The organism is Labrys monachus (genome assembly GCF_030814655.1).
Lineage (GTDB): Bacteria > Pseudomonadota > Alphaproteobacteria > Rhizobiales > Labraceae > Labrys > Labrys monacha.
In genome coordinates this window covers 4,689,238-4,712,554 of the sequence record NZ_JAUSVK010000001.1, presented here as the reverse complement: position 1 = coordinate 4,712,554, position 23,317 = coordinate 4,689,238, and the positions used below count along the sequence as shown (strand labels likewise).

The 23,317-nt window shown below is 66.5% G+C and carries 20 protein-coding genes; 13 read left to right on the top strand and 7 right to left on the bottom strand.

Annotation, left to right across the window (positions count from 1 at the left end; translation table 11 throughout):
* Positions 1-289: 289 nt before the first annotated feature.
* Together J3R73_RS21535 and groL are read left to right on the top strand one after the other, a co-directional pair.
* Positions 290-604 carry a co-chaperone GroES gene (locus tag J3R73_RS21535; protein WP_307431713.1) on the top strand — a complete coding sequence of 105 codons (315 nt, stop codon included), beginning with the start codon at positions 290-292 and terminating at the stop codon, positions 602-604.
* 47 nt (positions 605-651) lie between these two features.
* On the top strand, positions 652-2,286 hold the full coding sequence (gene groL / locus J3R73_RS21530; protein ID WP_307431708.1) for a chaperonin GroEL: 1,635 nt from the start codon (positions 652-654) through the stop codon (positions 2,284-2,286).
* Positions 2,287-2,370: 84 nt separating this feature from the next.
* Here the strand turns inward: groL and J3R73_RS21525 are convergent, their stop codons facing one another.
* Positions 2,371-4,164 carry a thiamine pyrophosphate-requiring protein gene (locus tag J3R73_RS21525; protein WP_307431705.1) on the bottom strand — a complete coding sequence of 598 codons (1,794 nt, stop codon included), beginning with the start codon at positions 4,162-4,164 and terminating at the stop codon, positions 2,371-2,373.
* A 981-nt stretch (positions 4,165-5,145) separates the two neighbouring features.
* On the opposite strand from J3R73_RS21525, the gene J3R73_RS21520 reads away from it, so the two are divergent.
* Together J3R73_RS21520 and J3R73_RS21515 are read left to right on the top strand one after the other, a co-directional pair.
* On the top strand, positions 5,146-5,676 hold the full coding sequence (locus tag J3R73_RS21520; protein WP_307431703.1) for a Ros/MucR family transcriptional regulator: 531 nt from the start codon (positions 5,146-5,148) through the stop codon (positions 5,674-5,676).
* Between the two features lie 313 nt (positions 5,677-5,989).
* Entirely contained in the window at positions 5,990-6,151 is a 162-nt protein-coding gene (locus J3R73_RS21515) for a hypothetical protein (RefSeq protein ID WP_307431696.1), read from the top strand.
* A 33-nt stretch (positions 6,152-6,184) separates the two neighbouring features.
* On the opposite strand, the gene J3R73_RS21510 is transcribed toward J3R73_RS21515, so the two are convergent.
* The 3 genes from J3R73_RS21510 to recQ all read right to left on the bottom strand — a co-directional run bounded on the left by J3R73_RS21510 (position 6,185) and on the right by recQ (position 12,361).
* A complete protein-coding gene (locus J3R73_RS21510) occupies positions 6,185-6,763 on the bottom strand; it encodes a TetR/AcrR family transcriptional regulator (protein WP_307431694.1) in 579 nt (192 codons plus the stop codon).
* Positions 6,756-10,274 (bottom strand): acyl-[ACP]--phospholipid O-acyltransferase, encoded by a 3,519-nt coding sequence (locus tag J3R73_RS21505; protein WP_307431692.1) that lies wholly within the window; start codon positions 10,272-10,274, stop codon positions 6,756-6,758. The genes J3R73_RS21510 and J3R73_RS21505 overlap by 8 nt, the downstream gene beginning before the upstream one ends.
* Before the next feature lie 203 nt (positions 10,275-10,477).
* A complete protein-coding gene (gene recQ / locus J3R73_RS21500) occupies positions 10,478-12,361 on the bottom strand; it encodes a DNA helicase RecQ (RefSeq protein ID WP_307431688.1) in 1,884 nt (627 codons plus the stop codon).
* A gap of 335 nt (positions 12,362-12,696) precedes the next feature.
* Between recQ and tal the strand changes: the two genes are divergently transcribed.
* Both tal and J3R73_RS21490 read left to right on the top strand, forming a co-directional pair.
* Positions 12,697-13,671, top strand: coding sequence for a transaldolase (tal, locus tag J3R73_RS21495; protein WP_307431684.1), 975 nt, complete (start codon positions 12,697-12,699; stop codon positions 13,669-13,671).
* Entirely contained in the window at positions 13,668-14,180 is a 513-nt protein-coding gene (locus J3R73_RS21490; RefSeq protein WP_307431681.1) for a GreA/GreB family elongation factor, read from the top strand. The genes tal and J3R73_RS21490 overlap by 4 nt, the downstream gene beginning before the upstream one ends.
* On the opposite strand, the gene J3R73_RS21485 is transcribed toward J3R73_RS21490, so the two are convergent.
* Positions 14,170-15,231, bottom strand: coding sequence for an SDR family oxidoreductase (locus tag J3R73_RS21485; protein WP_307431678.1), 1,062 nt, complete (start codon positions 15,229-15,231; stop codon positions 14,170-14,172). The genes J3R73_RS21490 and J3R73_RS21485 overlap by 11 nt on opposite strands.
* A gap of 104 nt (positions 15,232-15,335) precedes the next feature.
* Between J3R73_RS21485 and J3R73_RS21480 the strand changes: the two genes are divergently transcribed.
* Complete coding sequence (locus tag J3R73_RS21480; RefSeq protein ID WP_307431674.1) at positions 15,336-15,707, top strand: winged helix-turn-helix transcriptional regulator; 372 nt, start codon at positions 15,336-15,338, stop codon at positions 15,705-15,707.
* A gap of 48 nt (positions 15,708-15,755) precedes the next feature.
* Here J3R73_RS21480 and bfr read toward each other — a convergent pair whose 3' ends face one another.
* Complete coding sequence (gene bfr, locus J3R73_RS21475; RefSeq protein ID WP_307431671.1) at positions 15,756-16,238, bottom strand: bacterioferritin; 483 nt, start codon at positions 16,236-16,238, stop codon at positions 15,756-15,758.
* 311 nt (positions 16,239-16,549) lie between these two features.
* Here bfr and J3R73_RS21470 point away from each other — a divergent pair, with 311 nt between their 5' ends.
* The 6 genes from J3R73_RS21470 (at position 16,550) to J3R73_RS21445 (ending at position 22,027) form a co-directional block, all read left to right on the top strand.
* Positions 16,550-16,813, top strand: coding sequence for a (2Fe-2S)-binding protein (locus tag J3R73_RS21470; protein ID WP_307431667.1), 264 nt, complete (start codon positions 16,550-16,552; stop codon positions 16,811-16,813).
* A 103-nt stretch (positions 16,814-16,916) separates the two neighbouring features.
* Entirely contained in the window at positions 16,917-17,420 is a 504-nt protein-coding gene (locus tag J3R73_RS21465; RefSeq protein WP_307431664.1) for an RNA polymerase sigma factor, read from the top strand.
* 26 nt (positions 17,421-17,446) lie between these two features.
* A complete protein-coding gene (locus J3R73_RS21460; protein WP_307431662.1) occupies positions 17,447-18,277 on the top strand; it encodes an anti-sigma factor family protein in 831 nt (276 codons plus the stop codon).
* A 269-nt stretch (positions 18,278-18,546) separates the two neighbouring features.
* Positions 18,547-19,902: an NAD(P)-dependent oxidoreductase gene (locus J3R73_RS21455; protein ID WP_307431659.1), complete on the top strand. Its 1,356-nt coding sequence runs from the start codon at positions 18,547-18,549 to the stop codon at positions 19,900-19,902.
* 12 nt (positions 19,903-19,914) lie between these two features.
* Complete coding sequence (preA, locus tag J3R73_RS21450) at positions 19,915-21,234, top strand: NAD-dependent dihydropyrimidine dehydrogenase subunit PreA (protein ID WP_307431656.1); 1,320 nt, start codon at positions 19,915-19,917, stop codon at positions 21,232-21,234.
* Between the two features lie 124 nt (positions 21,235-21,358).
* Positions 21,359-22,027 carry a hypothetical protein gene (locus tag J3R73_RS21445; RefSeq protein WP_307431652.1) on the top strand — a complete coding sequence of 223 codons (669 nt, stop codon included), beginning with the start codon at positions 21,359-21,361 and terminating at the stop codon, positions 22,025-22,027.
* 80 nt (positions 22,028-22,107) lie between these two features.
* Here J3R73_RS21445 and J3R73_RS21440 read toward each other — a convergent pair whose 3' ends face one another.
* On the bottom strand, positions 22,108-23,160 hold the full coding sequence (locus tag J3R73_RS21440) for an IS110 family RNA-guided transposase (protein WP_307430101.1): 1,053 nt from the start codon (positions 23,158-23,160) through the stop codon (positions 22,108-22,110).
* Positions 23,161-23,317 lie beyond the last annotated feature (157 nt).

Sequence of the window (23,317 nt, the reverse complement as noted above, 5' to 3'; positions counted from 1 at the left end):
GACTTCAATTGATACTCCCTGATTGAGGTTCGATCAAGGCGAGAGTGTTTTTTCCACCGGTCCGGATTTATATTGTTCAAACGGTCAAATAAAAGCGGCGGTGAATTCAATGAAATAGTCGTCTGCCCCTGCGGATCGGGCGGCACCCCGGCCGAAGGAGCGGGATTATAAGTTCCAAGTATTTTTCACCCGCCAGAATATAATTTTGGCACTCCTATCATCCGAGTGCCAAAAGCCCTATGTAGGGGCTGCGGTGGCCACGAGTGCTGACCGCAGAAAGAACCTCCTGATGAAATTCCGCCCACTTCACGACCGCATCGTCATTCGGCCTGCGGAAGGCGATCTGAAATCCAAGGGCGGGATCATCATCCCCGATACGGCGAAGGAAAAGCCGCAGGAAGGCGAAGTGATCGCCGTCGGCCCGGGCCTGCGGGACGAAAGCGGCAGGCGGATTCCGCCGGACGTCAAGACCGGCGACGCCATCCTGTTCGGCAAATGGTCGGGCACCGAGATCAGGATCGACGGTGAGGTGCTCCTCATCATGAAGGAAGCCGACGTCATGGGTATCGTCGAAAAAGCCGTTCCGGCCGTCAAGGCCGGCTGAAGCCGATTTCCGATCCCCTCCTCTCGAGACCGAACTGGACCAACACCATGTCTGCCAAGGAAATCAAATTCGGCACCGATGCCCGCGACCGCATGCTCCGCGGCGTCGAGCTGCTCAACAATGCCGTCAAGGTGACGCTCGGCCCCAAGGGCCGCAACGTCATCATCGACAAGGCCTATGGCGCGCCGCGCATCACCAAGGACGGCGTCACCGTCGCCAAGGAAATCGAGCTCGTCGACAAGTTCGAGAACATGGGCGCGCAGATGGTGCGCGAGGTCGCCTCCAAGACCAACGATCTCGCCGGCGACGGCACCACCACGGCGACCGTGCTCGCCGCCTCGATCCTGCGCGAGGGCGCCAAGCTCGTCGCCGCCGGCCTCAACCCGATGGATCTCAAGCGCGGCATCGATCTCGGCATCGCCGCCGTGGTCAAGGAAATCCAGGCGCGGGCCAGGAAGGTGCAGTCCTCGGGCGAAATCGTGCAGGTCGGCACCATCGCCGCCAACGGCGATGCCACCGTCGGCGAGATGATCGCCAAGGCGATGGACAAGGTCGGCACCGAAGGCGTCATCACCGTCGAGGAGGCCAAGACCGCCGACACGGAGCTCGACGTCGTCGAGGGCATGCAGTTCGACCGCGGCTATCTCTCGCCCTATTTCATCACCAATGCCGAGAAGATGCGGGTGGAGATGGAGGATCCCTACATCCTCATCCACGAGAAGAAGCTCGGCAACCTGCAGGCGCTGCTGCCGATCCTCGAGGCCGTCGTCCAGAGCGGCAGTCCGCTCGTCATCATTTCCGAGGATGTCGAGGGCGAAGCGCTGGCGACCCTCGTGGTCAACAAGCTGCGCGGCGGCCTCAAGGTCGCCGCCGTCAAGGCCCCCGGTTTCGGCGATCGGCGCAAGGCCATGCTGGAGGACATCGCGGTCCTCACCGCCGGCCAGCTGGTCTCCGAGGATCTCGGCATCAAGCTTGAGAACGTCACGATCGAGATGCTCGGCCGCGCCAAGCGCGTGCTGATCGAGAAGGACACGACAACCATCGTCGACGGTGCCGGCGACAAGGACGCCATTTCGGCGCGCGTCCAGCAGATCAAGGGGCAGATCGAGGAGACGACCTCCGACTATGACAAGGAGAAGCTGCAGGAACGCCTGGCCAAGCTCGCCGGCGGTGTCGCGGTGATCCGTGTCGGCGGCTCGACCGAGATCGAGGTCAAGGAAAAGAAGGACCGCATCGACGATGCGCTCAACGCGACCCGCGCGGCGGTCGAGGAAGGCATCGTGCCGGGCGGCGGCGTGGCGCTGCTGCGCGCCAGGACGGTGCTGGCTTCGCTGACGGGCGATAATGCCGACGTCACCGCCGGCATTTCGATCGTGCTGCGGGCGCTGACGGCTCCGATCCGGCAGATCGTCGAGAATGCCGGCGTCGAGGGTTCGATCGTCGTGGGCAAGCTCACCGACGCCACGGATCACAACCAGGGCTTCGATGCGCAGACCGAGACCTATGTCGACATGATCAAGGCTGGCATCGTCGATCCCGCCAAGGTGGTGCGGACCGCCTTGCAGGACGCCGGCTCGATCGCGGCGCTGCTGATCACCGCCGAAGTGATGATCGCCGATGTCCCCGTCCGGGACGCCGCGCCTGCGCCCGGCAATGGCGGCATGGGCGGCATGGGATACTGAGAACGGCGTCCGGATCCGTCCGCCGGCCTGGCCGGCGCGGGATCCGGACGCCATCGACAGGGGGCGAAGCCGCGGGCGCCGACGTCAGTCCCCGCGCCCGCCGGGGAGGATCGCGCCGAGGACCTGGCGCGCCGTCTCGCGGATGACGCCGCCCTCGCGCGGATCGCCCTTGATGAGGGTTCTGGAGAAGTTCATCGCCTGCTGGAAGGTGATGTGCGGCGGCAGAGGCGGCACTTCGGGGTCCGTCTTGACTTCGAGGACCACCGGCCGGTCGGCGGCGAGGGCGTCCTCCCACGCCGGCCCCACGGCCTGCGGCCGGTCGACATAGATGCCCTTGAGCCCGATCAGCTCCGCGAAGCGGTGATAGGGCACGTTGGGAATCTGCTGGGAGGCGTCGAATTTCGGGTCTCCCTCCATCACCCGCTGCTCCCAGGTGACCTGGTTGAGATCCTCATTGTTGAAGACGCAGACGATCCAGCGCTTGTCCGGCCATTGCCGCCAATATTTGGCGACGGTGATCAGTTCGGCCATGTTGTTCATCTGCATGGCGCCGTCGCCGACGAGGGCGATCACCGGCCGGTCGGGATGGGCGAATTTGGCGGCGATCGCATAGGGCACCGCCGCCCCCATCGAGGCGAGGCCGCCTGACAGCGAGGCCATCATGCCCCGGCGGATCCTGAGATCCCGGGCGTACCAATTGGCGCAGGAACCGGAATCGCTGGTCAGGATGACGCCATCGGGCAGGCGCGGCGACAATTCCCAGGTGACGCGCTGCGGATTGACCGGCACGGCCGGCTGTATCGCGCGCTCTTCCAGCGTCTTCCACCAGTCGGCGACGTTCTTCTCGATATCTGCCCGCCAGGATTTCTCCGTCTTCTGCTCGATGAGGGGCAGGAGCGCCCTCAGCGTCTCCGCAGCGTCGCCGACGAGGTTGGCCTCCATCGGATAGCGCAGCGACAGCATATCGGGCGCGAGATCGATCTGCACGCCGCGTGCCTGGCCTTCCTTCGGCAGGAACTCCGAATAGGGAAAGCCCGAGCCCACCATCAGCAGCGTGTCGCATTCCATCATCATGGTGTAGCTCGGCTCGGTGCCGAGTAGGCCGATCGAGCCGGTGACATAGGGCAGGTCGTCCGGCACCGCGGCCTTGCCGAGCAGGGCCTTGGCGATGCCCGCACCGAGCTTGTCGGCGACGGCGATCACCGCGTCCGTCGCCCCGAGCGAGCCGGCGCCGACCAGCATCGCCACCTTCCTGCCGCTGTTGAGGATTTCGGCTGCGCGGTGGAGATCGGCGTCGTAGGGAACCGTCTTCGGCCTGCTGTAGCCGATGCCCGAATGCAGGGTGCCATGCTTGCGGCCCGGTTCATGATAGGGCTCTTCCTGCAGATCGTTGGGCAGGATGATCGCCGTGACCCGCCGTTCGCCGAGGGCGATCCGGACCGCGCGGTCGACGAGGTGGCGGACCTGCGCCGGGGCGGAGGCCTGTTGCACGAAGGCGCCGGCCACATCCTTGAACAGGCTCGGCAGGTCCACCTCCTGCTGGTAATGGCCGCCGAGGGCCGTGCGGGCCTGCTGGCCGGCGATGGCGAGGACCGGCATATGGTCGAGCCGGGCATCGTAGAGGCCGGTGACGAGATGGGATGCGCCTGGCCCGGAGGTGGCGATGCAGACGCCGAGTTCGCCGGTGAACTTGGCATAGGCAGACGCCATGAACGCCGCCATCTCCTCATGCCGGGCCTGGATGAATTCGATCTTGCCGCCTGCCCGGTTGAGGGCGCCGAACACGTCGTTGATGCCGTCGCCCGGATAGCCGAAGATCTTGCGCACGCCCCAGGCGTACAGCCGCTCGACAAGGAAGTCACCAACCGTCTGCGCCATGGATTCGGCTCCCGCATGCCCGGCGGGCAATCTCGTCCGCCATCGCTGTCCGCTCCACAAACCCCTGTGTTCGCGGTGCAGTTCCGCGCCCGGGTCAAGCGCGTGGCGCGGCGCCGAGCCGCAGCATGCGCAGAGGCGGCCGTCACGGCATGCGGGGGAGAAATATCTTGCGAGGGGCACGGCCGCGACCGGATTCCTCACCGCGTCCGGGGGAGAAACCACATTCGCCTTGCTGCCTCGTCGAAGTCGATGCGACCGCTCGCCCCGAACAGCGCGTCTTCCTCCCCCCGCCTCGGCGAGCACGTCTGCGCTCGCCGGCATCCGCACGTGAAATCATCGCGTCGGACGGGAATGACGTTGGCGGCGGCCATCCGTGACCCTGCAAGTTCCCAGCGCTACCTTCCGTTGGGGGCGCCTCGCATGCCGGCGAAATATCCGACCCACCGATCAGCCGATATTTGTACATTTTGATATTGATATATTTTGATTCCGTAGGGAAATTGAGGGGTAACAGGATAAAATTCCAAGAATTTCTTGGATGTGAGCAGACAACTATATATTGATCCATCTCGATTGGAATTAAGTCGCCCGCTCTCATCGAATTTCTATATAGTCGTCCTCACGATGTCGGGCGACTGCAACGTGATCGGCGCGCCCCGTGGACAAATCGTTGTTTTCGAGAAGAAAACTCAAGACCTGGCGCGGGTCGGCCTCCTGTCCGTGCCCTTCTTCTCGCTCCGGCCGATGGAATTCGCCAAGGGTGAATGCCGATCGAACATTCGGGCTCGTCGGTGAACTCGCCATCGCCACAGCGATCTGGACGGCCGGCCGCCTGGGCATCCATACGCAGCGGAAAGGTAGCGACGGCGCCGCACGCCGTCACCGATCTCCCGCGAGGCGACGCAGACGAAGACGGCGGCCGGGATGTCGTCGGAAGCCTCCATAAAAACCAAGTCACATAAATCGACGGGAAAACGAATTATGAAAGACCATCAAGTCGAGAGCGATCGTATCGCTGTCATACCAGAGCGTATTGCGCAAATAGCGACCAAGATCGTGGCGTCCTATGTCACGACCCACACGCTCGGGCCGGCGGAGCTTCCGCCGCTCATCCAAGGCGTGCTCGGAACCCTTCGGCGACTCGCCGCCGGTCCGCGGCCGGTGGAAACGGCGAGGGTGGTTCCGGCCGTTCCGATCGGGAAATCGGTGACGGCCGACTATATCATCTGTCTCGAAGACGGGCTGAGGTTCCAATCGCTCAAGCGGCATCTCGCAGCGAAATACGACATGACGCTCGACGAATATCGGAAGAAATGGGATCTGCCGCGCGACTATCCGGTCGTCGCCGCCAATTATCGGGCTCGCCGCTCGCAACTGGCGAAAAGGCACAGTTTCGGTACCGTCGCGCAAGAGGCGGCATCGCACAGCAGCGATGCGGACATTCCGCTTCAGGACAGCGCCGTAGCCTTCAGGCAGGAATGCCTTTCCGTTCCCGGCTCGCCGCTTCCTTGACGAGCGTCAAGGTCGGCCCGGCCTCATGCCGATATGGTTGGGGCCGTGCGAAGACCGTGCCGTCAGCCCGCGTGAGCGCGGGCGGGACGGAGGGCGCATGCGGCGAGACGCCGGGCCTTGATTCCGGGGCCCGGGCCGCCCACGGCTGCGGGGCGGGAGCGATGAAGGCGTCCAGCGGGCATCTTTTGCGCCCTCCCGGCGTTCATTCGGGAAGGCGTCCACGGACAGTCGGACGCCTTCGGAAAAGGACAGAGAAGTGCCGGCAACCTTTCCCAACGGCCTCCCCCTCGCCATTCAGCGGTCCCGAATGACGGTGTCGACCATTGCCCGCTATTCGAAGCTGAGCGAGCACGACATCGAGAGCTGGGCCTCCGGACAGGTGCGCCTTCCGGCGGAGGCGGCCCAGCGACTGGCATGCGTCCTGAAGGTGACGATCGCCGATCTGATGTACGGGCCGCCGGCCGCCTCGAATTGAGGCGCCATGAGGCTGAAGGGAACTGGTCGCATCCTACGCCGTCGCGATCCCCGCCACCGCCTTGACCGCCCGCGCGAGGTCGCCGGCGCGATCGCCGAGAGGGCCGGAGAGCCGCCCGTAAATGGTGAAGATCGCCGGCTGGGCGACGATGCCGAGGGCGAGGGCGGCGAGAAGGTCCGGTTCGCCGTCCGGAATCTCGCCGCGGCCCATGGCGGCCGCGAAGATGGCACGCACGGCCTCGACGATGTTCTTGTCCGCTTCCTCGGGCACGTCGGCGAGATGGGCGTGCTGGGAGAGCAGCAGGAAGGAGAACAAGGGCCGGTTGTCGTCGAAGAGGCGGCAGAAGATGGCGACGACCTCCTCGATGACGAGGCCGAGCGGCAGCTGCCGCGCCGCCACCGCGCCGATGTCGCCGGCGAGCGCGGCGTAGCCTTCCAGGAAAAGATGGCGCGACAAGGCGTCCTTGGAGGGAAAATGGCGGTAGAGCGCCGCTTCGGCGACCCCGACCGCGGCGGCGATATCGCGGACGGAGGTGCCCGCCACGCCCTTGTCGGCGAACAGGCGCAGAGCCTCGGTCTCGATCCGGGCCCGGGTCCTGGCGCCGTCACGCATCGGAGCGGCTGGGCTGGGCCGAATCCGGTTGGGTGACCGCCGGCGGCGCTGCCGGCTCCGGCGATGCCCGTTCCGTGTCCGGCGTGCCCGCGGCCGCCTGCGGCGCGGCCGCAGACGCCTGGCGCTCGCGCATCAGCCGCTCCAGCGCGACATAATCGGTCTTGCCGGTTCCCATCAGCGGCATGGTGTCGAGGACGATGATTTCCGACGGCATCATCAGGTCGGCCGCATGTTTCTGTTTGAGGTGCGCGACCACGTCGGAGCGGTTGGCCTGCTTGGTGGTGGTGACGAGCACGAGGCGCTCGCCCTTGCGCGGGTCCGGGGCGGCGAGCACGGCAACCGGCGTCTCCGGCCAGAGATCGGCGAGCAGGCCTTCGACCGCCGCCAGCGAGACCATCTCGCCGCCGATCTTGGCGAAGCGCTTGGCCCGGCCCTTGATCGCGACGAAGCCCTGGCTGTCGATGGCGACGATATCGCCGGTATCGTGCCAGCCGCCTTCGGGCCGCATGATCCGGCCGGGCTGGTCGGCCTTGAGATAGCCCTGCATCACATTGGGCCCGCGCACATGCAGCCGCCCGCCTTCCTCGATGCCGGGCACCGGGTCGAGCCGGGTCTCCATGCCCGGCAGCACCCGTCCCACCGTGCCGTTGCGGTTGAACATCGGCGTGTTCAGCGCGAGCACCGGCGACGTCTCGGTGACGCCGTAGCCCTCGAGGATGCGCAGGCCGAACTTCTCGTTATAGGCCCGCCGGGTCTCCACCTTCACCGGCTCGGCTCCGGCCACGACATAGCGCAGGGAGCGGAAATCGTAGGGGTTGGCCATCTTGGCATAGCCGGCGAGGAAGGTGTCGGTGCCGAACAGCGCCGTGGCGTTGGCCGAATAGACCAGTTCGGGGATGATGCGGTAATGCAGGGGCGAGGGGTAGAGATAGACCTTCACGCCGTTGACCAGCGGCAGGATGAGGCCGCCGGTCAGCCCGAAGGAATGGAACACCGGCAGCACGTTGAAGACGATGTCACCCGGGCCGAAATCGATGCGGGCGCCGATCTGGGCGATATTCGAGAGGATGTTGCGGTGGGAGAGGACGACGCCCTTCGGCGTGCCTTCCGAGCCCGAGGTGAACAGCACGGCCGCTGATGCGTCGGGCGAGATCCTGCCGTGCTGGCGTCCGGCGCCGAAATAGCCGGCGAGCTTGTCGGCGGCGGTGACGCCCTTGCGCAGGTCCTCCAGCCAGACGAACTTCACATGGGCCTCCAGCGCGGCGACCACCTCTTCAAGCCGCCCCTTCTCCACGAAGGCGCGCGAGGAGAGCACTGTGCGGATCTCGGCCGTCGTGCAGGCCGAGATCAGGTTGGCCTTGCCGGCCGAGAAGTTCAGCATGGCCGGGACGCGGCCGATCGCCTGCAGCCCGAAGAACGTCACCGCGACGGCGTTGGCGTTGGGCAGCAGCACGCCGACATGTTCGCCCGGCCCGGTGAAGCCCCGGAACTTGCGGCCGAGCACCTCGATGGCGATCAGCAGGCGCTTGTAGGTCAGCGGGCCGGTGACCGGGTCTTCGAGGATGACCCGGCTCGGCCGGAACTTGCGCGAGGCGGCGGCCAGGGCCTGGAAGAGGGTCTGGTCGGTCGAGCTCGTCTTGTAGATGAGGTCCGACATCACGTCGTAGAGCGCGGCGCCGGCGGCCTGGCGGCGCTTGCGGCCGCGCAGCGTCTCGTCGATCGCCAGCCGCTGCGGTTCCGTGAAGGTGACGACCACCTTGGGAAACCAGCGGCGCGACACCTTGCCGGGGCCGAGCCGGGTGAAATAGGTGCGTTCGAGGCCGTCGATACGCACCGGCACGATCTCGGCCTGCGACTTGTCGGCGATCAGGCCGGCGCCGTCATAGACCTTCATCAGCGAGCCGGTGACGGTGAGGCGCCCTTCGGGAAAGATCACCAGCGTGTCGCCGGCTTTCACCGCGTTGATCAGGCTGCGGGTGGCGAGCGGCTTGGTGGGGTCGAGCGGGAAGGCGCGGCAGAGCTTCAGGAACGGCTTGACCCACCAGGCCCTGGCGATGGTGTGGTCGATGGCGAAGACCGGGTCCTTGTCGAGCAGCGCCAGGATGAGCGGCGCGTCGAGGAAGCTGACATGATTGATCGCGATGATGCGGCGGGGCGTGTCGGTTTCGAGGTTCTCGATGCCCCTGACCTCGACCCGGAACAGCAGGCGGTAGATCAGCAGCGTGACGTCGCGCACCAGGCTCATCGGCAGGATGGCGAGGAAGACCAGGCCGGCGGCGACGTCGAGCACCGCGAGGCCGAGCAGCGCCATCGGCGAGGTAAGCCCGAAGCGCGACTGCAGGAGAGCGAGGCCGCCCGCGCCGACGCTCATGAACAGGGCGGAGAGCACGTTGCCGCCGGCGATCACGCGGGCCCGCTCGTCCTTGGGCGACCAGGCCTGCACGGCGGCATAGATCGGCACCACGAAGAGGCCGGCGCCGACCGCCATCACGCCGAGCGCCAGCGTCATGTGCACGCCCGAGCCGGTGTGGAGATAGTCGACGAAGGGCAGCGGCGTGGCCGAGGCGGTGGTTCCGAGCGCAATCCAGGCGACGTCGAGGCCGACGAGGCCCATCAGGATGCAACCGATCGGCGTGAGCAGCACGATGGTGCGGCCGGCCGACAGGCGGGCGGCGAGCACCGAGCCGACGGCGATGCCGATGGAGAACGATGTGGTGAACAGCGTGTTCACGGTCTCGTCGCCGCCGATCACGCTGTGGGCGAGGGACGGTGTCAGCGAAAGCATGACGATGCCGCTCATCCAGAACCAGGCGACGGCGATCGAGCCGGTCATCAGGCGCCGGTCCCGCGCGAGGAGGCCGACCAGCCCCCAGCTCGAGCGGATGACGTTCCAGTCGATCTTGAGCGTCGGCGCCGCCTCGCCGGTGGGCGGGATGCCGCGGGAGAACAGCCAGCACGCGAGCGCGACGGCGACCATGATGCCCGCGACCACGATGCTGTCGAGGTGCGGCGCGACGAAGCCGGCGCCGATGATGCCGATCAGGATCGAGAGGAAGGTGCCGGCCTCGATCAGTCCGTTGCCGGCGGGAAGCTCGTCCGGCGCCAGCTGGTCCGGCAGCATGCCGTATTTCACCGGCGTGAACAGCGTTCCCATGATGCCGAGGGTGAGCATGCTGGCGAGCAGGATCGGCGCGGAATGAACGGCGAAGCCGAAGGCGGCGATGGCGACGATGGCGATCTCGGCGAGCTTGATCGCCCGCGCCACGCGCGCCTTGTCGAAACGGTCGGCGAGCTGGCCGGCAAGGCCGGACAGGAACAGGCCGGGCAGGACGAGGAAGGCGCCCGCGATCGAGACGAAGCTGTCGCCGCCGGCCATCGGCGCGGTTTCGGCGATGCCGTAGACGGCGAGGATCGTCAGGGCCTGCTTGATGAAATTGTCGTTGAAGGCGCTGAAGAACTGGCACCAGAACAACGGTGCGAAGCGGCGGGCCGACATCAGCGATGAGAGCATGGACGGGTTCCTGGCGAGAACGTCACGACCGAAGTTAGTGAGCGAACACTAACTTGGATGGGGACATGCGTCAATATCGTGGCGAAATTGTCGCTATGCCGTGCGGCGGCGCACGGGCCGAGGCCAGATGGACCGGGGGTTCGACGCGCCTCGCCCCTTGAGCGGTGGCCCTGTTCCAGGTCGGCCTGCGAAGCGCGGATCCGTCACGCCTTGGCGAGCAAAGCGAGAAAGGCATCTCCGTAGCGTTCGAGCTTGGCCTGGCCGACGCCGGGCAGCGCGAGGAATGCCGCGCGGCTGGCGGGCCTCTCCGTCGCCATGGCGCGCAGGGTGGTGTCGGCGAACACCATATAAGGCGGGATGCCCTGTCCGCGGGCGAGGCGGGCCCGCTCGGCGCGCAGGGCCTGGAACAGTGCGGCGTCCGCCTCGGGCAGGGCTTCCTCGACACGGACAGCGCGGCGCTGCTCGGTGCTCTTGCGCGGGCGGTCCCGGCGGAAGACGACGGTCCGCTCGCCGCGGAACACGGCGCGGGCGTCCTCGCCCAGGGTCAGCGCGCCATGGGCGGTGTGGTCGACCTGGATCAGCCCGGCGGCGGTGAGCTGGCGGATGACCGACTGCCAGACCTTGGCGTCGATATCCTTGCCGGCGCCGAACACCGGCTGCTTGTCGTGGCCGAAGCGGACCGCCTTCTCCGTGGCCTTGCCGGTGAGGACGTCGATGACGTGTCCGGCGCCGAACATCTGCCCGGTGCGGTAGACGGCGGCCATCGCCTTGACGGCGGCATCGGTGCCGTCCCAGCTCGCCACCGGGGAAAGGCAGGTGTCGCAATTGCCGCACCGGCCCGGATGGCTTTCGCCGAAATGCGCCAGGATCGCCTTGCGCCGGCAGTCCGTCGTCTCGCAGATGCCGAGCAGCGCGTTGAGCTTGCCGAGTTCGACCCGCTTGACCGGATCGGGGGCGCTGCCCTCCTGGATCATGCGGCGGCGCTGGACGACATCGGCCATGCCGTAGCTCATCCAGGCCTCGGACGGCTGGCCGTCGCGGCCGGCGCGTCCCGTCTCCTGATAATACGCCTCGACCGAGGCGGGAATGTCGAGATGGGCGACGTAGCGCACGTCGGGCTTGTCGATGCCCATGCCGAAGGCGACGGTCGCCACCAGGCAGAGCCCGTCCTCGCGCAGGAAGGCATCCTGGTTGGCGCTGCGCACGGCGGCGTCGAGCCCGGCGTGATAGGGCAAGGCGCGGATGCCCTGTCCGCTCAGCCACTGGGCGGTCTCCTCCACCTTGGCGCGCGAGAGGCAATAGACGATGCCGCTGTCGCCGACATGGCGCGACAGGAAGGCCAGCAATTGCTGGCGGGCATTGTCGCGCTCGACGATGGCGTAGCTGATATTGGGCCGGTCGAAGCTGGTGGCGAACATCCGGGCATCGCCGAGCCCGAGCCGCTCGACGATGTCGGCGCGGGTCACCGGGTCGGCGGTGGCGGTGAGGGCGATGCGCGGCACCCCGGGGAACAGCTGGGTGAGCTGGCCGAGATCGCGGTATTCCGGCCGGAAATCATGGCCCCACTGGCTGACGCAATGGGCTTCGTCGATGGCGAAAAGCGCGATCTGCGTATCGGCGATCAGATTCCTGAACCCCGGCGTCGCCACCCGCTCCGGCGCGACATACAGCAGGTCGAGCCTGCCCTCGCCGAGGTCGCGGCTGGTCTTGGCCGCCTGCTCGCGCGACAGCGAGGAATTGAGCGCAGCGGCGCGCACGCCCGCCTGTTTCAGGGCCTCGACCTGGTCGCGCATCAGGGCGATCAGCGGCGAGACGACGATGCCGACGCCGGGGCGGCACAGGGCCGGGACCTGGTAGCAGACCGATTTGCCGGCACCGGTCGGGAACAGCACGACGGCATCGCCGCCCGCGGTGACGTGGCGGACGACGGCTTCCTGCTGTCCACGGAAGGCGGCATGCCCGAAGACGTCGCGCAGAACCGCGAGCGGATCCTTCAGCACGGGAGGCGAGACGGTGATGGCGAGGTTCCTCGTTTCGGCCGCCGCCTTCTTGGACCACCGCTTCGGCGCGGGCAAGCCCTTCGGCATGAGGCGGCCTCGCCGTCCCCATCGATAATGGAAATGCCCCGCCTGCAGGAAGGGAAGAGGTCGATCGGTGATCGACCTCCTCGGCTCGCGGCGATCGTCGGGGCTATGGAGTGTCGATCCCCGATCGACATGGACGCGCCGCGTTTGCGGGAAGGAAGAGGTCGATCGGTGATCGACCCTTGGCTTGCACCGCGGCCCAACTCCCGGCCAGGGAACGATCCGCCCTCCGACATTGTTTCTGCGCAGCGAAGGCGTATCGTCGCCGGTGATTAGTGGTGACGCCATCACGACGCATCGCTATGGTCCCGTCGGAACGCTCATCGAGGATATTTGCAATGCCTTCCAAACTCCAACAATTGCGGGACATGACGGTCGTCGTCGCCGATACCGGCGATTTCGACGCCATCCGCGATCTCAAGCCGATCGACTGCACGACCAATCCGAGCCTGCTGCTGAAGGCGGCGCAGATGCCGGGCTACGCGCATCTGATCGACGAAGCTCTCGCCTGGGGCAACAAGCAGGGCGGCGCCAAGGAAGCGATCGTCGCGGCGGTCGGCGACCGGCTCGCCGTGTCCTTCGGCTCCGAGCTCACCAAGATCGTGCCCGGCCGCGTTTCCACCGAGGTGGACGCGGATCTCTCCTTCGATACCGAGGGAAGCATCAAGAAGGCCCATGCGATCATCGCCGATTACCAGGCGCGCGGCGTGTCGCGCGATCGCGTCCTGATCAAGCTCGCCTCGACCTGGGAAGGCATCCGGGCCGCCGAGGTGCTGCAGAAGGAGGGCATCGACTGCAACCTCACGCTGCTGTTCTCGCTCGCCCAGGCGCTCGCCTGCGCCGATGCCGGCGTGTTCCTGATCTCGCCCTTCGTCGGCCGCATCCTCGACTGGCACGTCAAGGCTGAAGGCCGCACCTTCACCCCGGAAGAGGATCCGGGCGTGCTCTCCGTGCGCAGCATCTATGCCGCCTACAAGTCGCGCGGCGTCAAGACGGTGGTGATGGGCGCCTCCTTCCGCTCCACCGGCGAAATCGAAGCGCTCGCCGGCTGCGACCGGCTGACGATCTCGCCCGATCTCCTCAAGAAGCTCGACGCGGACCAGGGCACGCTCGTGCGCCAGCTCTCGCCGGAGAATCCCGGCCCGGCGCCGGAGATCCAGTCCTATGACGAGAAGGCCTTCCGCTGGGCCATGAACGAGGATGCGATGGCGACGGAAAAGCTTTCCGAAGGCATCCGCACCTTCGCCAAGGACCTCCACAAGCTGCGCGAGCTCATCACGCAGCGTCTCGACGGTGCGGCCAAGGCGGCTTGAGCAGGGCGTTCACCCAGGACGGCCAGGAAGGGGAGGGCGCCGGCGTCCTTCCCGAGCGGCCGGTCAGTGCCGAACGCAATCTCGTCACCGGCCGCGGGCTGGCGCTGATCGAAGCGGAGCTGCGCCATTTTCGCGCGGCGTTCGCCTCGGCGGAAGCGGCGGCGGACCGGACCGCCATGGGCAATGCCGCGCGGGACATCCGCTATTGGGCGGCGCGCCGCGCCACGGCCGAGCGCGTCGCCGCGATCGGCTCGAATGCGGGCATCCGCTTCGGCATGGCCGTGACCCTGCAGTATGGCGACGGCCGCAAGGTCGTCTGGCGCATCGTCGGCGAGGACGAGGCCGATGCCGCCGCCGGGCGAATCAGCCATGCCTCGCCCCTCGCGCGGGCGCTCTACGGCAAGGACATCGGCGAAGAGGTCCGCCTCGGGCCGCAAAAGGCCGAGATCGTCGCGATCGACACGAGCGAGGAAGATGCCGGTGCGTCCGGCGCTGCGCTCATGGAATGAGCCGGTCCGCCCGCAACCGCTCGAACAGCGCGAAGAAGGCGTCGTCGGTCGGCTGAAAGCCGGTGAAGCCGAGGCGCCGGCTCTTCGACATGTCGGTGACCACCTCGATCGGACGGCCGAGATCGGCATCCGTATGCCAGGGCGATGCCAGGCGGAGCAGGTCGGGTTCCACAAGGCCGTAACGGGCCGCGATGCCGCGCCAGATCGCGGCATCCTCTGCCATTTGCTGTTCCAGCGGGCGAACCGTTCCGTCGAACGCCTCGGCCTCGATGCCGAACCAGCCGGCGATCCTTTCCCACATCCAGCTCCAGCGGAAGACGTCGCCGTCGACGACGTTGAAAGCCTGGTCGGCGGCTCCCGGCGTGGTCGCGGCCCACAGCATGTGCCGGGCCAGCAGCTTGGCGTCCGTCATGTCCGTCAGGCTCTTCCATTGCGCTTCCACGCCCGGGAATCGGAAGGGACGGCCGGTTTCACGGCAGATCGTCGCATAGACCGCCAGCGTCGTACCCATGTTCATCGCATTGCCGACGGCCTTGCCGATGACGGTGTGGGGGCGATGGACGCTCCAGGCGAAGCCGTCGCGCGCGGCTGCGGCGAACACCTCGTCCTCCTGGGCATAGTAGAAGTTGTCGATGTCGAGCCGGCCCTGTTCCTCGCGGAACGGCGTCTGCGGCAGGCTGCCTTTGCCATAGGCCTCGAACGGGCCGAGATAGTGCTTGAGGCCGGTGACGAGCGCGACGTGGCGGACCGAGCCCGCCGGCCGCAGCGCATCCAGGAGATGGCGGACCATCGCCGCATTGACCCGGATGTTTTCCTTCTCGGTCGCCTGCCGCAGCCAGGTGGCGATGACGACGTGGGACGGTCGAAGCCCGGCCAGGGCTTCACCGACGGAGGCGGGATCGAGCAGGTCGGCACGGATCGCCGTCACGCCGGGTTGCGGAACGGGATTGCGTGCCAGTCCCGAGACCTGCCAGCCGTCCTCGCCGAAGATGTCGGCCGTCGCGCTGCCGATGATGCCGGTGACGCCTGCGATCAAAACATGTTTCGACATGGCTGCTCCTTGCCGTTCCCGAATTTGGCCCGGACCGTAGCCGTTTCGTCGATCCCGTTCTAGAAGGCACCCGAGAGGGACATAGACACCAGGGGGTAACCATCATGCAGCCCGGCACGCCGGATCACGAATGGCGCGAAGACTGCTCGCCGCGGCGGGTCCTGGCAATCTTCTCGAGCAAATGGACCAGCATGGTCCTCCACGCGCTCGATACGCGGCTCGGCGGATGCGCGCGGACGGGCGTCCTGCTGCGCAGCCTGCCCGGCATTTCCAAGAAGATGCTGACGCAGACCCTGCGCGAGATGGAGACCGCCGGCCTCCTCACGCGGCACGTCCACGGCACGGTACCCCCGGCCGTCGAGTACACGCTCACCCCGCTCGGCCGGCGCTTCGTCGAGCCGATCGAGCTGCTCTATGGATGGGCGCGCGAGAACGAGGACGCGCTGGATGCGCTGAGGTCCGGCGCAAGGCGGTGATGCACCGCCCCGCTGCCGGCCTTCCTCGACATCCCCGCGAGACGTTCTTCAGTCTTCCGGGAAGCCGCCCAGATGGCTCTGGGAGTAATTCTGGATGCCGATGCGCTCCACCAGGTCGAGCTGGGTCTCGAGGAAGTCGATATGGCCTTCCTCGTCCGTCATCAGTTCCTTGAACAGGTTCTCGGAGACGAAATCCTGCACCGAGCGGCAATATTCGGCGGCTTCCTGATAGAGAGCACGGGCCTCGCGCTCCGCCGCGAGGTCACATTCCAGGATTTCCTTCACCGTCTGGCCGATCCTCAGGGGATCGAGCGTCTGCATGTTGGGAAAGCCCTCGAGGAAGAGGATGCGCGTCGTCAGCTTGTCGGCGTGCTGCATTTCCTCGATCGACTCGGCGCGCCACTTCTTGGCAAGGCCGAGCAGGCCCCAATTATCGAAGATGCGATAATGCAGCCAATATTGGTTGATCGCCGTCAACTCGCTGCGCAGCGCCTTGTTCAGATAATCGATGACCTTCTTGTCGCCCTGCATCGGATCGCTTCTCCTGTTTCGTCGGAACTTTCAGATTAGAAGAATTCTAAAATAAGGCAAGCTGGCCACGACGAAAAGTTGAGCCGGCTGATTTTCGCCGCTGCCACGGCAGCGGGCGCGGAGGCGTGCGGAGGCCTTCCTTCAGGGATATCGCGCCGGCGCCCAGGCAAAAGCCGGGCATGGCTCCGACGCAGTTTATTTTCATTCTAAACTGCTGATTTATAACGATTCCATAGTTCGTCCGAGGCATTGACAAGCGGGCGGTGGCCGTCCAAATGAGGGCCGTTGCACGCCTCCGAACGATAGAGCCCATGATCGTTTGCTCCTGCCGCGTCCTGACAGACAAGGATTTCGCCAGCACGCTCGAAACCGAGCTGCCGGGCTGTCCGCGTTCGGCGGTCGACGCCTATCGCTGCCTGGGCTGCGGCCCGGAATGCGGGCGCTGCCTGATCACCGTCCGCCGCATCCTCGCCGATGCCCGCGCTGCCGCACGCTGCCATGACTGCGTCGAGGAATGCGCCTTGCGCGATATCGTTGAGGCGGGAGAAGCGCAGCTCCTGGACGCCGCGGAATAGGCCGGTGACCTCGCTCATTTGGGCAAGCCCCTCCTTGCAACGAAGTTGCGCGTCGCGGGAACCGTGCCACAATTAAGCCTTTCGCAGTCGGCATAGGCGCTCCATGCCTCATCCGGGTGATCATGCGGTTCGCGCCGGCCTCGCCGCCCATCTCCGGGCGCTCTGGCGCTTCGGGCTCGTGCTGTCGGGCAGCGGCCAGACGGCCGAGGAACTCGTGCAGGCGACCTGCCTGCGCGCCCTGGAGAAATCCTCGCAGTTCATTCCCGACACCCGCCTCGACCGCTGGCTGTTCGCGATCATGCGTTCGATCTGGCTCAACGACATCCGGGCCAGGAAAGTGCGCAATCCCGTGGAACTGGAGGAAGCCGAATCCGTGCTGGTTTTCGACGGCGAGCACAATTTTCAGACGAATATTCTCGCTGCCCAGGTGTTGAAGGAGGTACAGGCGCTGCCCGCTGCGCAGCGGGAGACCGTGTTTCTCGTTTATGGGGAGGGGCTGAGCTATGCAGAAGCGGCGGTGGTGCTCGACGTGCCTATCGGCACCGTCATGAGTCGCTTGGCCTCGGCGCGGGCGCGGCTTTCCCATTTGAACGAGGACGCGCCATGAGTTCGGATGAGGAGAGCGTGAACAGCATGAGCGCAGACGACGCCACCCTCGTCGCGTTCCTCGACGGCGCACTGCCGGAGGCGGAGCGCGCGCAGGTCGAGCGCCGCATTGCCGCCGAGCCGGCGCTGAAGGCGCGGCTCGACATGCTGGCGGCCGGCTCACGGCCTTTCCGCGAGGCCTATGCCGCGCTCGACGCCCATGCGCCGATGGGCAGGCTCGAGGCGATGCTGGCGGAAAGCCTGGCGGCCGAGCCCGCGCCTGCGGCCTTGCCGATGGCGGCGCCGGCCGCGGCGAACCGCAATGTCCGGCTTTTCCGTCCGGCCGCCGTCGCGGCGGGCCTCGCTCTGTTCCTGATCGGGGCGGGCGTCGGCCATTTCGTTCCGGCCGGCCTGTGGCCCTTCGCCGTCCAGAACGGCGCCCAGGAGGGCGCCGATGCCTGGCGCTCGGCGGTGGCGCAATATTGGGGCCTGACGACGTCGCAGACCCTGGTCGCCATGCAGCACGACGCGGCCGCCACCGACCGCGACCTTGCAACCGCCACCGCCAAGCTCGGCTTCCCGCTGACCCCCGACAAGGTCGCCCTGCCGGCGCAGGACCTCAAGCGCGTGGAACTCTTCCATTACGACGGCGCGCCGCTCGTCGAGATCGCCTATCTCGACGAGCTCACCGGGCCGCTCGGCTTCTGCATCTATGCCAACAAGCCGGGAACGCCGGCGCCGCCGACTCTCGAACAGCGCCGTGGCTTCAACATCGTCCACTGGTCCGACGCGCAGCGCTCCTACATGCTGATCGGCAATGGTCCGGAGGAGATCATGCAGAAGATCGCCGCGATCCTGGCCAGGCAGGTCTCCGCCTAGGGGCTGAACGACGCTTACGGGGTGCAATTCTCCCCGGAGCGCGGATGTCCTTTCGATAGGCGCCAAAACTTACAAAATGGTGTGATTTTTCTTCGCCCGGCCGGGAGAAGGCGGCTGATCCTATTTTGAAATTCCTCTTTGGCACGGATCGTGCTTGCCAAGGCGACGGGATGGGCGGATCCTCACACTGGAGCTTTTCCAAACAGGAATTGACAGACGCTGCATTCTTTGATCGACTGGTCAAAACACGACAAGAGCCAGAGGTAAAGATGACTGCACGACCTGACATCGCGCCGGGCCGGCTCGATTCCGGCACGCTGACGCGCAATTTCTCCGACCTTCATCCGGCTTTCGACCGGCACGAGGCGAGGGTGGCGGCGGAACGCTGCCTGTTCTGCTACGACGCCCCGTGCATCAAGGCCTGTCCGACCTCGATCGACATTCCCCTCTTCATCCGCGAGATCATGACCGGCAACACGGTCGGCGCGGCGCGCACTATCCTCGATGCCAATATTTTCGGCGGCATGTGCGCCCGCGTGTGCCCGACCGAGACGCTGTGCGAGGAGGCCTGCGTCCGCGAGGCGTCAGAAGGGCGCGCGGTGGAGATCGGCAACCTCCAGCGCTACGCCACGGACGATCTCTTCGCCCGCGGGCGGCAGCTGTTCAAGCGGGGCGCGCCGACCGGCCGCCGGGTGGCGGTGGTCGGGGCAGGGCCGGCGGGCCTGTCCTGCGCGCATCGGCTCGCCACGCTCGGCCATGAGGTCGTGGTCTACGAGGCGCGGGAGAAATCCGGCGGCCTCAACGAGTTCGGCATCGCCGCCTATAAGAGCACCGAGGATTTCGCGCAGCGCGAGATCGACTATATCCTCGCCGTCGGCGGCATCACCGTCGAATATGGCAAGCGCCTCGGCCGCGACGTTCAGCTCGAGGACCTCGTCGCCGGCTTCGACGCCGTCTTCCTCGGTATGGGGCTGGGCGACACCAACGAGCTCGGCCTGGACGAGGAGATCGAGGGCGTCGTCGAGGCGGTGGACTACATCGCCGGGCTCCGCCAGGCGGAGGACCTCGCAATGCTGCCCGTCGGCCGGCGGATCGTGGTGATCGGCGGCGGCATGACCGCGATCGACATCGCCTCGCAGACCAAGCGCCTCGGTGCGGAGAACGTCACCATCGTCTACCGCCGCGGCCAGGCGCAGATGAACGCCTCGGAGTACGAGCAGGAAGTGGCGCAGACCGACGGCGTCCTCATCCGCCATTGGCTCCGCCCCTCGCGCCTGGTCGCCGAGGACGGACAACTCGTCGGGATCGAGCTCGAATATACCAGCGAGGAGGGCGGCAGGCTGATCGGCACGGGCGAGACGCTGGTGCTGGAATGCGACCAGCTCTTCACCGCCATCGGCCAGGCCTTCCTGCCCCAGGAGGTCGGCGGCATCGCTCTCGCCTTCGAGAAGGGACGGCTTGCCGTCGATGCCGAGCGGCGCACATCCGTGCCCGGCATCTGGGCGGGCGGCGACTGCGTCGCCGGCGGGCAGGATCTCACCGTGGCCGCCGTCGAGGACGGCAAGCAGGCCGCGTTGTCGATCGACCGCGCCCTGAAGGCGAAGATCGTGACGGCAGCGGCGTGAGGGAATAATCAGATGGCCGATCTCAGCACCAATTTCCTCGGTATCAAGTCACCCAACCCGTTCTGGCTCGCTTCGGCGCCGCCGACCGACAAGGAATACAACGTCGTCCGCGCCTTCAAGGCCGGATGGGGCGGCGTGGTCTGGAAGACGCTCGGCGAGCAGGGCCCGCCTGTCGTCAACGTCAACGGGCCGCGCTACGGCGCCTGGCACAGCCAGGACCGCCGCGTCATGGGCTTCAACAATATCGAGCTGATCACCGACCGCCCGCTCGAGGTCAATCTGCGCGAGATCAAGCAGGTCAAGCGCGACTGGAAGGACCGCGCCCTGATCGTCTCGCTGATGGTCCCCTGCGAGGAGCAGGCCTGGAGGTCGATCCTGCCCTTCATCGAGGACACCGAGGCTGACGGCATCGAGCTCAATTTTGGCTGTCCGCACGGCATGTCCGAGCGCGGCATGGGCTCGGCGGTCGGCCAGGTGCCGGAATATGTCGAGATGGTCGCGCGCTGGTGCAAGCAATATACGCGCATGCCGGTCATCGTGAAGCTGACGCCGAACATCACCGATGTCCGCAAGCCCGCCGATGCCGCCAGACGCGGCGGCGCCGATGCCGTCTCGCTGATCAACACCATCAACTCGATCGTGTCGGTCGACATCGACAACATGCGTCCCTGGCCCAACACCGACGGCTACGGCACCCATGGCGGCTATTGCGGCGCGGCGGTGAAGCCGATCGCGCTCAACATGGTCTCCGAGATCGCCCGGGCCGAGGCAACGCGCGGCATGCCGATCTCCGGCATCGGCGGCGTCGAGACCTGGCGCGACGCGGTGGAATATATGGCGCTCGGCTGCGGTACGGTGCAGGTGTGCACCGCGGCCATGGTCTACGGCTTCAAGATCGTGCAGGAGATGATCTCGGGCCTGTCCGACTGGATGGACGAGAAGGGCTACGCGTCCGTCGATCAGATCGTCGGCCGCGCGGTTCCGCGCGTCACCGACTGGCAGAACCTCAACCTCGATTATATCGTCAAGGCGCAGATCGACCAGGACCTGTGCATCAAATGCGGCCGCTGCCACATCGCCTGCGAGGACACCTCGCACCAGGCGATCACCAACATGGTCGACGGCGTGCGCAAGTTCGAGGTGATCGACGAGGAGTGCGTCGGCTGCAATCTGTGCGCCGTGGTCTGCCCGATCGAGAACTGCATCACCCTGCAGCCCCTCACCAGCGGCGTCGATCCGCGCACCGGCAAGCCGGTCGGCGGCCATATGACCTGGAAGGAGCATCCCAACAATCCGGCGGTGTGGGCGAAGGTCGCCGAGCCCGCGGAGTGAGGCCGCCCGTCATCGTCATTCCGGGGCGTCCGCAGGGCGCGCCCGGAACCCATGAACGCCATCTTCGCAAGGTCATGGATGTGGGTTGCGGTCCTCCGCTGCGCTCCGGCCGGAATGATGCATCGTGAGCATCGCCGATGAGTTGGACGCCGCGGCGCAGGCCGCGGGTCTTTCGCTGCGCGGGATTTTCCACCCGGTCGCGGCGGATGGCGTTCCGGACGCGGCGGTGCAGACCCTTGTCATGCTCGGATGGATCGGCGGCGCCCAATGGCACGCTTTCGCGGCGTCGCCCGAAGCCGGCGACGGGCAGCCGCATCCGCTCGATCGCTGGTCCAGGCGCGTGATCGATGCCCTGGCCGAGGCGTTCGGGGCGGTTTCCTTCTACCCCTTCGGCGGGCCGCCCTATCTGCCGTTCCAGCGCTGGGCGCAGCGCGGCGACAATGTGTACCCGTCTCCGCTCGGCATCTTCATCCATCCCGTCCACGGCCTCTGGCACAGCTATCGCGGCGCGCTCGGCTTCCCGGCGCGGCTCGACCTGCCGCCGCGTGGGACGGGGGCCAGCCCCTGCCAGACCTGTGAAGGCCGGCCTTGTCTCTCGGCTTGCCCGGTCGGCGCCTTCACGACCGGCGGCTATGACGTCGATCGCTGCGCCGCCCATGTGAAATCCGATGCCGGCGAGCCTTGCAGGATGGGTGGATGCCTGGCGCGCCGGGCCTGTCCGGTGGGGGCGGAACGGCGCTACGGGACGGACGGAGCGTCCTTCTACATGGCGGCCTTCGTCGCGGCGCGGTGACGGTCCTGCTCCGGACGTTTGCCGACCTTGCCGTCATCCCCGGCGAGCCGCGCAGCGGCGAGGGAAGCAACCATAATCGTTCATGGTGTTTTTTCTTGCCAGGGCGAGCGTCTGGCGAGAACGGTATTTGCGTAGATGAGAAGCTTTCTGGCGCATGCGACCATGGCCTGCTTTTTGGTTTTGCCAGCAGTGATGAGGCGCTTGTAGACGGCTTTGAGTTGCGGGTTCCAAAAATGGGCAGCGGGGACGGCAGCGCCGTAGAGAGCTTTGCGGACTCTGGCCCTGCCGCCGGCAATGCGTCGTTGGCCGTGGCTGTCGCCGCTGTCGCAATCGAAGGGGGCGAGGCCGGCCAGGGCAGCGATCCGCTCGCGTGAGAGGGTTCCCAATTCGGGCATGGCGATCACAAGGGTGATTGCCGTGCGCGAGCCGATGCCGGGAATGGAGAACAGCAGTTCGTATTTCTCGGCGAGATCGGGATATTGCTTGAGGTGATCGCGCAGCCGCCGCTCCTCGACGCCGCTTTGCAGACGACAGCGGCGGATGTCGGCCTCGATCATGCGTCGGACACGCTTGTCCTTGCAGTGCTCGAGGCGTGTTTTATGGCGCGCCTCGTCCGCCTCGATCTGCTCCAGATGCACCAGCGTGTCCCACAAGGCGGTCAGGCGGGGATCCGGCTTGTGGGTTCGCCCGCCCAGAATCGCGGTGAAGGCTGCGATCAGAACCGCGTCGATGCGATCATTCTTGGCCCGCTGCAGCCGGGCCTTGGCGAAAGCCCGCATCTGGATAGGCTGATGCAGGATCACCTCGAAGCCCGCCTGGCGCAGAGCCTGGGCGATGCCCCGCTCATAGCCGCCGCTGGCCTCCATGCCGACGCGTGTCACGCCCTGGGCCTTGAAGCGCTCCACCACGGCTTGCCAGCCGGCCGCATCGTTTTCATCCGCCCACACGCCACTCTGATTGTGAATGGCGCTGTCCAGCTTGGCCTTGCCGACATCGATGCCGGCTGAGCGGCCGGCGTCTTTGACGGGGGCGGCCGCCGCCGGCTCGGAGCGTTCGATGCCTCCTTTTTTGACGGAGCCAGCTTTTACCGTGCTGGCCTGACTGATTTTGGACTTTGTGCTAAGTTTGCCCATCTTCGTCTCCCCAACCTTGCTACGCGAACCCGAGGTTCGATCAACCACACGGGGTGAAGGAAGAGGCGATCACGATCCAGCTTCCCCACAGCCCCAGGGCTTCGGGAATCACGATCCGATGATCGCCGCCGGGCCTGGGGTGGCCACCCCAGGCCCG